The following is a 12,831-nucleotide window of genomic DNA, read 5'->3' as shown; positions in this document are numbered from 1 at the left end:
AGTGGCGCACTACGATGAAAAATATACGCTCTAGGTGTAACTATTGATTTTTATATTCTTCAATTCGTCATTTTGATCTGAATCAATGTCCAGAATTTGTTCAGAATATCGGTGTTCTTGTTTTGGGGTCACGGAGGGTGATTGGGGGAAGGCATGGCTGTCGATAAATCGATGAAGATCCTGGTTGTTGACGACTACAAGACAATGGTTCGGATCGTGCGCGGGCTGTTGAACCAGCTCGGCTTCATGAATGTGGACGAGGCGACGGACGGGCCGACGGCGCTGACGATGATCGCCGCGAATGGATATGGACTGGTCCTGTCCGACTGGAACATGGCGCCGATGACGGGGTTCGAACTGTTGAAGGCGGTGCGCGCCGAGCCCAAAACCAGGGCCTTGCCCTTCGTGCTGGTCACGGCTGAGGCCAAGATCGAGAACGTCATCGCCGCCCGGCAAGCGGGCGTGAACAGCTACATCATCAAGCCCTTCACGCACGCTGTGCTGAAGCAGAAGCTGACGGCCGTGCTGGGGGAATTCTGACATGGCGGCCGCCGCCTTCGCCGACCTGGTCAGCGAGATACGGCAAGAGCTGGCGACGGCGACAGAGGCGCTTCTGGCGGTCCACGAGGCGGGTTTGGACGACATCGCCAGGTTTCGGGACGGCGATGACGCGGCGCTGTGCCGGCTGGAGGGTCGTCTCCTGGGGCTGTTGGAACTGTGCGCCTTTGAAGACGTGATCGGCCAGCGTTTGACGCAACTCAGCGGCGCCATCTCACCTGCTAGCCTACCAGCCTCAGGCGTGGTCAAGCTTGAAAACGGTCCCGCCCTGCGCGGTCAGGGCCTGGCTCAGGCGGACATCGATGATCTGCTCAGCACCCACGATCCGCGGGCGGTCTCCGACTAGGCCGCGAGCCGGAGTGGCGGACAGGGCGTTTGAGTGGACGGCGCTTATTGCGCATCCTCTTTGAGAGTGACCACGACCTTGCCCTTGGCCCGGCCGGTCTCGAGGTAGGCGAGGGCGGCGTTCAGGTCGGCGAAGGCAAAGGTGCGATCCAGCACCGGCCGGATGTCGCCGGCTTCGATCAGGGCGGTGATCCGCCGCAGCTGTTCGCCGCCCGCACGCATGAACAGGAAGGAATAGTCGATCCCCTTCGCGGCGGCCTTGTGTCTGATCTTGCGGCTCAGAAGACCTATGATCAGCTTGAGGATCGGGTTCAGGCCCTGGGCCTTGGCGAAGGCGGGGTCCGGCGGCCCCGAGATCGAGATCAGCTTGCCGCCGGGTTTCAGGACATTCAGAGAGCGCTCCAGCGTCTCGCCGTCCAGGCTGTTCAGCACGACATCGTAGCCCGACAGTTCGCGGGCGAAATCCTGGGTCCTGTAGTCGATGACGACATCGGCCCCCAGGCTGCGGACCAGTTCGGCGTTGGCGGCGCTGGCGGTCGTGGCGACCGCCGCGCCGAGGTGTTTGGCCAACTGGATGGCGAAGACCCCGACGCCGCCCGAACCCGCATGGATCAGAACCTTCTGGCCTGGGCTCAGCCCGGCGCGCTCGACCAGGACCTGCCAGGCCGTCAGGGCGACCAGGGGGAGGCCGGCCGCTTCCTCCATGGTCAGGTTGACGGGCTTTGGCGCCGCATCGGCTTCGTCGACCGCGATGAACTCGGCGAAGGTCCCGATCCGGCCGTCACGAGGGCGGGCGTAGACGGCGTCGCCGAGCTTGAACCGCCTTGCGCCAGATCCGACGCGAACGACCTTGCCCGCCACGTCGTGACCGAGCACCAGGGGCGGTCGATAGGGCAGGATGGCTTTGAATTCGCCGTCCCGAATCTTGGAGTCGAGCAGGTTCAGACCCGCAGCATGCACTTCGATCAGGACGTCGTTTTCACGCAGCGCAGGCTCGGGCAGCTCGCCCAGACGCAGAACGGCCTTCCTGGCGTAGCGGTCGAGGATATAGGCCTTCATCGGGGATCTCCGTTCCGCAGGTCGTCTGTCGCTTATTGGCGAGCCGCGTCGAGGGCGGGATAGTCGGTGTAGCCCTCGGCGCCGCCGCCGTAGAGGGTCGCCGGGTTGAGATCGGCCAGGGGCCCGCCGGTCTTCAGCCGTTCCACCAGGTCGGGATTGGCGATGAATGGGCGGCCAAAGGCGAACAGATCGGCCTCTCCGGCGTCCAGTCGTGTCTCGGCGAGCGTCCGGTCGTAGCCGTTGTTGGCGATGTAGGTGTTGGCGAAGCGCCGGCGCAGCGAACCGTAGTCAAAGGCGGCGTCGTCGCGGGGGCCGCCGGTCGCGCCCTCGACTACGTGGATGTAGACCAGCCCGAGCGCATTCAACTGATCGACGATGTAGTCGAACTGGGATTGCGGGTCGCTGGACGAGATGGCGTTGGCGGGGGATGCGGGCGAAAGCCGGATGCCTGTGCGATCAGCCCCGATCTCCTCGGCGACGGCGGCGGCGACCTCCAGCATCAGACGCGCGCGATTTTCGACCGATCCGCCATAGGAGTCCGTGCGGACATTGGCGCCGTCCTTGGCGAACTGGTCCAGAAGATAGCCGTTGGCGCCGTGGATCTCGACGCCGTCGAACCCGGCCGAGATCGCATTCGCTGCGGCCCGGCGGAAGTCCTGGACGATGCCGGGGATCTCTTCAAGCTCAAGCGCACGAGGCTCCGACACATCGACGAAACCGTTGTTGACGAAGGTCTTGGTCGCGGCCCGGATGGCGGACGGCCCGACAGGCGCCGCGCCGCCGGGCTGAAGGTCAATGTGCGAGATGCGCCCGACGTGCCAGAGCTGGATAAAGATGCGCCCGCCCTCGGCGTGAACGGCCTCAGTCACCCTGCGCCAGCCCTCGATCTGGGCTGCGTCATAGATGCCGGGGGTGTCCTGATATCCCTGGCCCTGTTGAGAGATCTGCGCTGCTTCTGTGATAATCAGCCCGGCCGTGGCGCGCTGGCGATAATAGTCCACGGCGAGGTCGCCGGGCACGAAGCCCGGTCCGGCCCGGTTGCGCGTCAGGGGCGCCATGACGATCCGGTTGGACAGTGTGATGGGACCGAGGGCGTAGGGGGCGAACAGGCTGGTGTCGGGCATGGGGATCTCTGATCTCTCACAGGGTCTGTGACGGGAAGGGCGTCAGGAGGGTTAGCGGTAGCGGTCGGCGGGCACGGTGGCGGCGAAGCCGGGCAGCATGGCCTGGCGGGCGCCTTGGAAGGCGTCCCACAGGGCGGCGTTCTGAAGCGGCGGGATGGTGACCGGCTCCCGCCGGTCGAAACCGACCAGTGCGGCGTCCACCAACTCGGCAACCTCCATAAGCGGCGGCAGCTTTTCGGGGTCGGCGCCCGACCGTTCCCATATCTCGGTTCGGGTTCCGGCGGGTAGGACCGCCTGAACATAGACGCCCTTGGGGGTGAGTTCGATAGCGAGCCCTTGGGACAGATAGAGGACGAAGGCCTTGGTCGCGCCATAGATCGACAGGCCGAACTCAGGCGCGAGGCCGACGACGGAGCCGATGTTGACGATGGCCCCCCGCCCTTCCCGAGCGAAGCGCGGCGCGGCGGCGTTGGCGAGTTCGACCACCGCTGACACGTTCAGGGCGATAAGCTTCTGGAGGTCGGCGCCGGATTGATTGGCGAACTGGCCGCCGATGCTGGCGCCGGCATTGTTGACCAGCACCCCGATCCGATCATCCTGGCGCAGGCGGCTGGAGACCGTTTCGAGATCCGGGCCATGCGTGAGGTCAGCCTTCCGAATTTCGATCGAGACACCGGTTTCGGCCCGCAGCGTCGCGGCTAGCGTCTCCATTCGCGCCGCGTCCCGAGCGACAAGCACCAGATCGTGCCCGCGGCGGGCAAAGCGGTCGGCGTAGGCGGCGCCGATACCGCTTGAAGCGCCGGTGATCAGAACGGACGGCAGATCAGACATGGATGCGGCTCCTTGAGGGTCTTTTTCATGATGGGCATCATCTTAGTTGCCAAATATGATGCCCATCATCTAAGTGTCAACAGACGGTTCGAAGGATTTCGGAATGAGAGTGACGCGCGAGCAGATGCAGGCCAACAGGACGCGAATCCTGGACGCCGCCGGACGGCTGTTCCGCGAGAAGGGCTTCGAGGCGGTCAGCGTGGCGGAGGTGATGAAGGCCGCCGGCCTGACCCACGGCGGCTTCTACGGGCACTTTGAATCAAAGGACGATCTGATCGCCCAGACGATCGCCCACATCTTCGGCACGGAGCGGTCAGGCCCCGAGGATCTAGTCGAGATCCTCGACGCCTATCTGTCCCCCAGGCACCGCGACAGCGTCGCCAGAGGGTGTCCTACGGCCGCCTTGATCGCCGACGTCCGCCGTCAGACCCCGGCTGCGCGCCAGGCGATGACCTCTGGTTTCAAATCCCAGATTGATCGCATCACGTCAGCAATCGGCCAGACAGAATCGCCAAACGCCCGGCGGGCGGCGATCGGCGCCTGGGCGTCTCTGGTGGGCGCGCTGGTCATGGCGCGCACCGTCGACGATCCCGCCCTGTCCGATGAGATCTTGCAAGAAGCGCGAAACTGGATCGACGACAGCACACGAGGACAGCGTCGGGACGGAGAGGCTGTTTCGGTCTCGTCCGGGGCCTGAGATCGGCGGGGTTTCATCGCATCCGCCCCCGTCGAATGTCGGGGCTCGGTGGTGATCGAAGGACCGTGCCTGGCGCATTCACGTCGTGGCTGCATGTCATCGGTTGACATAGCGAATGGTCGGACCCGCTTTTTAGAACCAGCCGGCCTCTTTCAATCGGGCAATGTAGGTCCGGCTGACGGGGGCCCTCCGGTTGCCAGTGAGGCTTATCTCGCCGCCGCCACGATGCCAGCGCACCTCTTCGATTGCGTCAGCCGCCACCCACCAGGAGCGGTGTACCCGCCATCCGTGCGCTTGCGCCAGGTCCTCCATCGCGTCCGAAAAGCGAAGCGTGATCAACTCCGGGCCAGCGTCGGTATGGACCTTCAGGTAATGATCGTGGGCCTCGACAGCGATCAAGCGCGCCCCGCGACGCTTGGCTGAAAGCCGTCGCCGGAACGCCGCCTCGGCCTCGGGCAGCGGCGGCGCGACGATGGTTCGCGCCTCGACCCGCACAGGCAATTGCCGCCAAACCAGGGCTCTGACCGTCATGGCCGCCAGCATGATCGGCAAGACCTGCCAGAGCAGCGGCATGTAGATCGGCCATCCCAGGATCTCGCCGAAGAGGAAGCACTGAGTGGTCAGGACGAACAGCGCCACGAGCGGCGTTGCGAGCGTCGAGGTTGCAACCACCCGTTTCCACGCCACAGGCAAGCGTCGGCCGAACCCTTCGTCCACCGCGACGGCGATCAGTCCCCCGCCCAGCATGCAGGCGATCCAGTAGGCGTAACGGGTTCCGATTGGGGCGCTGTCCGAGTCGAAGGGGCCGAGAAAGCCCAGCAGCACCCCCATCGCAACGAGCATGACGGCGTCGATCACCCGGCGTCGCGCGGTCCCCGTTCCGATGATGACCTTGTCGCTGTGACCCATGCAGCCCCGTTCGCGCACCTGTGGCGCCGTTCGCGAATTCGGGCCTAGCGAGCCGTCGCTCCCGGAGCAATGGCGTTGGGCGAGAACACACCCTTCACGCAGGAAAAACCCGTGTCGCAATCCTGGCTCGCCAGCACGCTGGCCTTCATCATCTTTTCAGCAGCATTCCCTGCGGCCGCCCAGTTGCCAGGCGCCGATGTCGATGCGCGACCGGACCCGGCCGTGGCGTGCCACGTGGGGATCTACCGACTTGAAGACGGCAGTTGGGTGGATGTCGCACCGCTTGAGAGCAGGGGGCTTCGGTGGCGTCGCCTGGACGGGACCTCGGCGAAGATGATGCCGGGCGCCGACGGTCATTGGGTCAGCACGCTGGGCTGGACTACCCGTGTCGAAGGCCCGCAACCTCAGCTTGGGCGCTGCGACGAGGCGCGGATCGCGTTTGAAGGGAAGCCTGGCCATCGGATGGCCCTGGACACCCTGGCCACGACATTCATCGGGCAGGGCGGAACCCGTCTGAACGGACGCCTGATCCTGCCGCCGGGAGATGGACCAGTTCCGATCATGGTCGAGGTGCACGGGTCAGAAGGCGCCAATGCGCTGGACTTCAACCCCTTCCAGCGGTTCGCGCCCGCGTCGGGTGTCGGCGTCTTTGTCTACGCCAAGCGAGGGTCGGGCGGATCGGAGGGGCGCTATACGCAAGACTTTCATGTGCTGGCTGAAGACGCAGCGGCAGCGGTGTTGGAGGCGCGCCGTCTTGCCGGAACGCGAGCTGGACGGGTCGGTCTGCACGGCGCGAGCCAGGGCGGCTGGATCGCGCCGCTCGCCGCCAGCCAGACACCTGTCGACTTCGTCACCGTGGCCTTCGGCCTAGCCTATGGCGCGCTTTCGGAAGACAGCGATCAGGTGATTCTGGATCTCAAGGCCAAGGGGTGGGGCGCCGACGTCCTCGAACAGGCGCGCGCGATCACCGACGTCTCCAGCGCCTTCATCGCCTCCCACGGCAAGACTGGCTTTGGCGATCTGGAGGCCGTGCGGGCCAGATATGGCGCGGAGCCCTGGTTCGCGGACATCAAGGGCGAGTTCACCGGCTTTCTGTTGAACACGCCGAACGATCAGATCATCGCCATGGCCCCTGTCCTCGATCTGGGGACATCCTGGGACTATGATCCCCTGCCGGTGCTGAACAGTCTGGATACGCCCATGCTGTGGATCCAGGCGGAAAATGATATCGGCGCCCCGCCTGACGCGACCCGCAAGCGGCTCATTGATCTGGCGGCGCAGGGCCGACCCGTCACCCTGCTGGAATACCCGGATACCGACCACGGCATTGTCCGGTTCGAAACGGCGCCAGACGGCGCGAGAACCTCGCTCGGCTATGCCTCGGGCTACTATCAGGCGGTGCTGGACTGGGCGCGGACAGGCCGGCTGGACGGAACCTATGGCGACGGACGCCTTCTCGCGCGCGCAGCGCCGTAGACCGAACTGGCGGGCAGGGCGCCGGCCACGGCCTGTCGCCGCTCCATGAATAAGGACCCCGAGCACGGCCAGAATGGAGACGGCGCCCCAGACCACCTGGCCGCCCAGCAGGGTCAGGTCGCTCTCGACATGGACGATCTCGTCCTCGGCCATCGAGAATTAGTCGCGGTCCAGCACGACCGCCCCGTGTCGCACACGGGGCGGCCCTTTTGATGAGGATTACTGAGGAATTCAGCCTTCGATGAAGGCCAGCAGGTCGGCGTTGATGACGTCTGCGTTGACGGTCGCCATGCCGTGCGGATAGCCGGGATAGACCTTGAGCTGGCCGTTCTTCAGCAACTTGATGGCCTTGTGGGCGGAATCTGCGATCGGCACGACCTGGTCGTCGTCGCCATGCAGGATCAGGGTCGGAACCTCGATCGCCTTCAGGTCCTCAGTGAAGTCGGTTTCCGAGAAGGCCTTCACCCCGTCATAGTGGGCCTTGGCGCCGCCCATCATGCCCTGACGCCACCAGTTGTCGATCACCCCGGCGACCGGCTCGGCGCCGGGGCGGTTGAAGCCGTAGAAGGGGCCGGCCGCCACGTCGCGATAGAACTGCGCGCGGTTGTTGGCGACGCCTTCTCGGAAGCTGTCGAAGACCTCCAACGGCAGACCTTCGGGATTGGCTTCGGTCTTGAGCATGATCGGAGGCACGGCGCCGATCAGAACAGCCTTGGCCACGCCCCGACCGGCGCCGTATTTTGCGACATAGCGAGCCACTTCGCCGCCGCCAGTAGAGTGGCCGATATGGACGGCGCCCTTCAGGTTCAGGGCTGCGGCCACGGCTTCGAAGTCGGCGGCGTAATGATCCATATCGTGACCATCGGAGACCTGGGTCGAGCGCCCATGGCCGCGACGGTCATGCGCGATGACGCGATAGCCTCTGTTGACGAAAAACAGCGTCTGGGCGTCCCAGTCGTCCGAGCTGAGCGGCCAGCCGTGGTGGAAGACCAGGGGGCGCCCGTCGCGCGGCCCCCAGTCCTTGTAGAAGATGTCGACGCCGTCGGAGGTGGTGACGAAGGGCATGGTCGGATTCCGTTGAATGAGGGTTCTGAAGGACGCTTACAGAGAGACAATCAGGCGGCGTCGACGAGCACGATTTCGCTGTCGGTCAGGGCGGTGACGATCAGGGTCTCGACATCGCGAACGGCCAGGCCGTCGCGAGCGTTCCCGACCACGCCGTTGACGTCGATGGAGCCCTTGGCGGGGACCAGGTAGGCGCGGCGCTGGGCGCCCAGAGGATAAGACGCCGTCTCGCCGGCCTTAAGCGTGGCCGCTACGACGCGGGCGTCGGTGCGAAGCGGCAGGGCGTCGGCATCGTCCTCAAAACCCGAGGCCAGGACCACGAACTGTCCGGCGCGGTCGCCCTTGGGGAAGGGCTTGGCGCCCCAGCTGGCGTCTTCGCCACGACGGGTCGGCTCGATCCAGATCTGGAAGATCCGAGTGGTTTCGGATTCCAGGTTGAACTCGGAGTGACGCACGCCGTTGCCGGCGCTCATGACCTGAACGTCGCCGGCTTCGGTACGACCCCGGTTGCCCAGGTTGTCCTCGTGGGTGATGGCCCCGTCGCGGACGTAGGTGATGATTTCCATGTCCGAGTGCGGGTGGGGAGGGAAGCCTGTTCCCGCCTGGATTTCGTCGTCGTTCCAGACCCGCAGCGAACCCCAGCTCATGCGCTTCGGGTCATAGTAGTTGGCGAAGGAGAAGTGGTGCTTGGCGTTCAGCCAGCCGTGGTTTTCGCCGCCGAGGCTGTCGAAGGGGCGCAGTTCGATCATGGTCTTGATCCTGAATGTCTCTCAGAGCCCGGAACCGCCCGGCGCTCTTGTGTGAAATCAGGATAGCGATCAGGTTGAGTTCAGAAATAGAAACGAATGAAACTCATCGTTTCGGAGAAGTGATGTCAAAGCTCCCCGATCTTGAAGCCATGGCGATCTTCGCCAAGGTCGCTGAGACCCAGTCCTTCTCGGGCGCTGCGGACGCCCTGGCCCTGTCAAAGGCGACGGTGTCCAAGGCGGTGTCGCGACTGGAGCTGCGCCTGGGCACCACCCTGCTGCACCGGACGTCGCGCCGCTTTTCCCTGACGGATTCAGGACGGTCGATGGCGGCGCGCGCCAGTCTGATGGTAGCCGAGGCGGAAGCCGCCGAGGGCGAGGCTCTGGATCAGGCTGTCATGCCGCGCGGGCTGGTGCGTCTGGCCGCGCCCATGTCGTTCGGCATGGCCTATGTGGCGCCGGCCCTGCCTGAGTTCCTGGCTACACACCCTGACGTATCGGTGGATCTGCACCTGTCGGACGCGACTGTGGATCTGGTGGGGGAGGGCTTTGACTGCGCCCTTCGCATCGCCGCACTGCCGGATTCGTCGCTTACCGCTCGTAAGCTAAGGCCAGTTCGTCGCCATCTGGTGGCTTCTCCCGACTATCTGGAGCAACGAGGCCGTCCGACCCATCCTGATGATTTGGCCCGTCATGCCTGCCTTGGATACGCCTATTTGCCTAGCGGCGAGACCTGGCGTCTGGTGCATGAGAGCGGAGAAGAGGTCTTGGTGCGCCCGACCGGCCCGCTGCGCGCCAACAACGCCGACGCCTTGACCGCCGCCCTGTGCGCCGGCCTGGGCATCGCCGTCCAGCCGGACTTCATCTACGGGCGGGACGTCGCCGAGGGGCGGCTAGAGACCGTCATGACGGATTGGGCCTTGCCGCCTATTTCCGTCCACCTTGTCGCGCCCGGCGGCGGACCGCGTCCGGCGCGTGTCGCCGCGTTGATGGACTATATGACAAGACGTTTCTCGGCGTCCTGACGCCCGGATCGGATCCAGCCGCGCTGTCAGTCGCCAGGTCTGCTTTGCCTCATTGAACCGATGCCCGCATCTGGCGCTGAACAGCCATACACGCCGAGATCTTCATGGAGGGGGACAGGGCGGCGCGTCCGGGGCTCTAGGCGGGATGAAGGGCCAGGCGCATCCCGGCGACGATTAGGCAGGTGCTGTCAGCGACAGCCGCGATCCGCTGGTTCAATCGCCCGGCCGCATCGCGAAAACGGCGCCCAAGCGCGGTCTCCGGCACCAATGACCAGCCGACCTCGTTGCTGACGACCCAGGCGGCGGCAGGACAGGCCGCAAGCGCGCTGGCCAGGTCGTCAATGGCGGCGGCGACGTCGCGGCCGCCAAGCATCTGATTGCTGAGCCACAGGGTCAGGCAGTCCACGACCACGACATCCTCAGGCCTCAGGTCGCGGATGGCCGCGGCCAGGTCCAGCGGAACCTCGCGGGTACGCCAGCCGTCGCCGCGTTCTTCACGGTGGCGGTTGATGCGGTCGCGCATCTCGTCGTCGAAGGCTTCGGCGGTGGCGAGCATCAGGGGAGGGCGGCCCGTGCCCGCAGCCGCCCGTTCGGCCTGCTTTTGGGCATAGGCGCTCTTGCCCGAGCGGGCGCCGCCCAGGACCAGGGTTAGGCTCATTGATCGTCTCCGGTTGACCTGAGCAGCGCGCGGTCCTACTGCCACCATCGCGTCAGGTTCCCCGTGAGGGGATCAAAAGGGAACGGAGTTTAATGCTCCGGCTGTTCCCGCAACTGTAAGCGGCTAGCCCGCGCGTCAATAGCCACTGGCGATCTGGACGGTTTCGACCCGAAGGATTTCTGGGAAGGCGACGCGCACCGGCGTTGATCCGTGAGCCAGGAGACCTGCCTGTCGCCGTCGTTCTCCGCGCGGTCGGGATGTGCCGAGCGGTCGAGGTGACTCGTGTGACGACAGTCGTAAACCAGCCGCGCCAGCGGTCCCTTCCGCGTGTCCGATGGGCATTTGGGAGGCTGTTGGCCGGCGTCGTCAAGGAGCCGCCGGATGAACCGGATCGCCTATGCCACCCTCGCTGCCGCCAGCCTTCTGGCCGCATTCCCCGCCGCCGCCGAAGATCTGGATCAGAAGGCCGCCGCGCCTGACGTGGCCGGTCGCGCCGGCGCCACCGCCGTGGCCGACGTCATCGTCACCGCCAACCGTTCGGCCCAGCCCATCGAGCGCGTCGGCGCCTCGGTCACGGTCCTGACCCAGGCCGCCATCGAAGCCCGCCAGACCCCCGCCGTGGCCGAGCTTCTGGCCCAGACGCCGGGCGTCAGCTACACTCGGAATGGCGGCGTCGGCGCTGCCGCGGGCGTCAACATTCGCGGCGCCGAGAGCCAGCACACTGTCGTCCTGATCGACGGGGTCAAGCTGAACGACCCGTCCTCGACCCAGGGCGGCTTCAACTTCGGAAACCTGCTGGTCGGCGACACCGCACGCATCGAGGTCCTGCGCGGCGCCCAGTCGACCCTGTGGGGTAGCCAGGCCATCGGCGGTGTGGTCAACATCGTCACCGCCGAACCGACCGAGGCCCTGCAAGGCTCGCTCGACGCCGAAGCGGGTTCGCGCGGCACGACCTACTTCCGCGGCGGCGTCGGCGGCGCCAATGACCGTCTGAGCTGGCGTCTGGCGGCCAGCCGCTATGATACCGACGGCTTCTCGGCCTATGCGACGGGAACCGAGGACGACGGCTACACCAACACCGGCCTGTCGGGCCGCCTGAACCTGAAGATCACGGACGCCGTCTCGCTGGACCTGCGCTCGGTCTGGTCCAGCGGTCAGAATGACTTTGACGCCTGGAACGGCGACAGCCGCGAGTACGGCAAGACCAAGGAATTGGTCGGCTATGCGGGCCTCAACTTCGACCTGCTGGACGGCCGTTTCCGCAACCGGATCGGCTATGCCTACACCGACACCAACCGCCGCAACTACAACCCGGAGACCCTGGCTCAGCCGCTGACCTTCGACGCAGCGGGCGAGAACCGTCGCTGGGAATACCAGGGCACGTTCGCCGTTACCGAGGCGCTGAACACCACTTTCGGCATCGAGAGCGAGCGTTCGGAAATGCGCACCCGCTCGCCGTCGGCCTTCAATCTGAACCCGGCCTTCGCGCGCGGTCAGGCGGACCTGGACAGCGCCTATGCCCAGGTTCAGTGGACCGTGCTCGACGGCCTGACCCTGACCGGCGGCCTGCGTTACGACGACCACGCCCAATACGGCGACAACCTGCTGGGTCAGGTCGCGGCGGCCTGGGCTCTGAACGACGGCGACACTGTGGTGCGCGCCAGCTGGGGGCAGGGCTTCCGCGCGCCGGGTCTGTATGAGCTTTACAGTGAGTACGGCAATCTGACGCTGCAGCCGGAAGAGTTCGACAGCTGGGAAGTCGGCGTCGAGCAGCGTCTGTTCGATCGCGCCGTGGTTTCGGCGACCTACTTCAACCGTCAGGCTGATAACGAGATCCGTTACAACGGCTGCGACTTCGGCACGACCGACCCGCTGTGCACGGTGAACGGCGTCGGCCGCTGGGGCTATTACAAGAACGTCCAGAAGACCGAGGCGCAAGGCGTCGAACTGGTCGCTCGCGTCGATGTGACCGACCGCCTTAACCTCAGCGCTAACTACACCTGGACCGACGCCAAGAGCGCCTCGGGCGCGACGGACGGCAAGCGTCTGACGCGTCGCCCCGAGCACATGGCCAACCTGGCCGCCGACTACGCCTTCGCCTTTGGCCTGAAGACGGGCGTGGCGGTGCGCTATGTGGGCGAGACGTTCAACAACGACGCCAACACCGTCGTCGTGGGCGAATACACCCTGGTCGACCTCCGGGTCTCCTATCCGATCGATGACAACCTCGAGGTCTATGGCCGGATCGAGAACGCCTTCGACGAGGACTATCAGACGGTCCTGAACTACGGCACGGCCGGTCGCGGCGTGTTCGGCGGCGTTCGCGTCCGGTTCTGAT

At 65.5% G+C, this 12,831-nt stretch carries 13 protein-coding genes and 1 riboswitch; of the genes, 6 read left to right on the top strand and 7 right to left on the bottom strand.

The window, feature by feature from the left end; genetic code table 11:
* Positions 1-153: 153 nt before the first annotated feature.
* The gene (locus P0Y52_06725; GenBank protein WEK59231.1) at positions 154-540 is read left to right on the top strand and encodes a response regulator; all 387 of its coding nucleotides are present in this window, start codon (positions 154-156) and stop codon (positions 538-540) included.
* Position 541: 1 nt separating this feature from the next.
* Positions 542-904, top strand: a complete 363-nt coding sequence (locus tag P0Y52_06720) for a hypothetical protein (GenBank protein ID WEK59230.1) — start codon at positions 542-544, stop codon at positions 902-904.
* Positions 905-948: 44 nt separating this feature from the next.
* On the opposite strand, the gene P0Y52_06715 is transcribed toward P0Y52_06720, so the two are convergent.
* Genes P0Y52_06715 through P0Y52_06705 form a run of 3 tightly spaced genes read right to left on the bottom strand, consistent with a single transcriptional unit; the run spans position 949 to position 3,917 of the window.
* Positions 949-1,962, bottom strand: coding sequence for an NADP-dependent oxidoreductase (locus P0Y52_06715; GenBank protein ID WEK59229.1), 1,014 nt, complete (start codon positions 1,960-1,962; stop codon positions 949-951).
* A gap of 32 nt (positions 1,963-1,994) precedes the next feature.
* Complete coding sequence (locus P0Y52_06710) at positions 1,995-3,086, bottom strand: alkene reductase (protein ID WEK59228.1); 1,092 nt, start codon at positions 3,084-3,086, stop codon at positions 1,995-1,997.
* 51 nt (positions 3,087-3,137) lie between these two features.
* Complete coding sequence (locus P0Y52_06705; GenBank protein ID WEK59227.1) at positions 3,138-3,917, bottom strand: SDR family oxidoreductase; 780 nt, start codon at positions 3,915-3,917, stop codon at positions 3,138-3,140.
* A 103-nt stretch (positions 3,918-4,020) separates the two neighbouring features.
* Here P0Y52_06705 and P0Y52_06700 point away from each other — a divergent pair, with 103 nt between their 5' ends.
* Positions 4,021-4,614 carry a TetR/AcrR family transcriptional regulator gene (locus P0Y52_06700; GenBank protein ID WEK59226.1) on the top strand — a complete coding sequence of 198 codons (594 nt, stop codon included), beginning with the start codon at positions 4,021-4,023 and terminating at the stop codon, positions 4,612-4,614.
* 132 nt (positions 4,615-4,746) lie between these two features.
* Here P0Y52_06700 and P0Y52_06695 read toward each other — a convergent pair whose 3' ends face one another.
* Entirely contained in the window at positions 4,747-5,523 is a 777-nt protein-coding gene (locus P0Y52_06695) for a LytTR family DNA-binding domain-containing protein (protein ID WEK59225.1), read from the bottom strand.
* Between the two features lie 462 nt (positions 5,524-5,985).
* Between P0Y52_06695 and P0Y52_06690 the strand changes: the two genes are divergently transcribed.
* Entirely contained in the window at positions 5,986-6,999 is a 1,014-nt protein-coding gene (locus tag P0Y52_06690) for a CocE/NonD family hydrolase (GenBank protein ID WEK59224.1), read from the top strand.
* Positions 7,000-7,230: 231 nt separating this feature from the next.
* On the opposite strand, the gene P0Y52_06685 is transcribed toward P0Y52_06690, so the two are convergent.
* Both P0Y52_06685 and P0Y52_06680 read right to left on the bottom strand, forming a co-directional pair.
* Positions 7,231-8,064 carry an alpha/beta hydrolase gene (locus P0Y52_06685; protein ID WEK59223.1) on the bottom strand — a complete coding sequence of 278 codons (834 nt, stop codon included), beginning with the start codon at positions 8,062-8,064 and terminating at the stop codon, positions 7,231-7,233.
* Positions 8,065-8,114: 50 nt separating this feature from the next.
* Positions 8,115-8,813, bottom strand: a complete 699-nt coding sequence (locus P0Y52_06680; protein ID WEK59222.1) for a pirin family protein — start codon at positions 8,811-8,813, stop codon at positions 8,115-8,117.
* A gap of 122 nt (positions 8,814-8,935) precedes the next feature.
* Between P0Y52_06680 and P0Y52_06675 the strand changes: the two genes are divergently transcribed.
* The gene (locus P0Y52_06675) at positions 8,936-9,835 is read left to right on the top strand and encodes a LysR family transcriptional regulator (GenBank protein ID WEK59221.1); all 900 of its coding nucleotides are present in this window, start codon (positions 8,936-8,938) and stop codon (positions 9,833-9,835) included.
* Between the two features lie 136 nt (positions 9,836-9,971).
* Here the strand turns inward: P0Y52_06675 and cobU are convergent, their stop codons facing one another.
* Positions 9,972-10,493, bottom strand: a complete 522-nt coding sequence (gene cobU / locus P0Y52_06670) for a bifunctional adenosylcobinamide kinase/adenosylcobinamide-phosphate guanylyltransferase (GenBank protein ID WEK59220.1) — start codon at positions 10,491-10,493, stop codon at positions 9,972-9,974.
* 37 nt (positions 10,494-10,530) lie between these two features.
* A riboswitch (cobalamin riboswitch) is annotated at positions 10,531-10,740 on the top strand.
* Positions 10,741-10,874: 134 nt separating this feature from the next.
* Between cobU and P0Y52_06665 the strand changes: the two genes are divergently transcribed.
* Positions 10,875-12,830, top strand: a complete 1,956-nt coding sequence (locus P0Y52_06665; GenBank protein ID WEK59219.1) for a TonB-dependent receptor — start codon at positions 10,875-10,877, stop codon at positions 12,828-12,830.
* The last annotated feature ends 1 nt before the right edge of the window (position 12,831 follow it).

It is taken from the genome of Candidatus Brevundimonas phytovorans (assembly GCA_029203145.1).
Classification (GTDB): domain Bacteria; phylum Pseudomonadota; class Alphaproteobacteria; order Caulobacterales; family Caulobacteraceae; genus Brevundimonas; species Brevundimonas phytovorans.
This window is presented reverse-complemented; position numbering and strand designations above follow the sequence as displayed.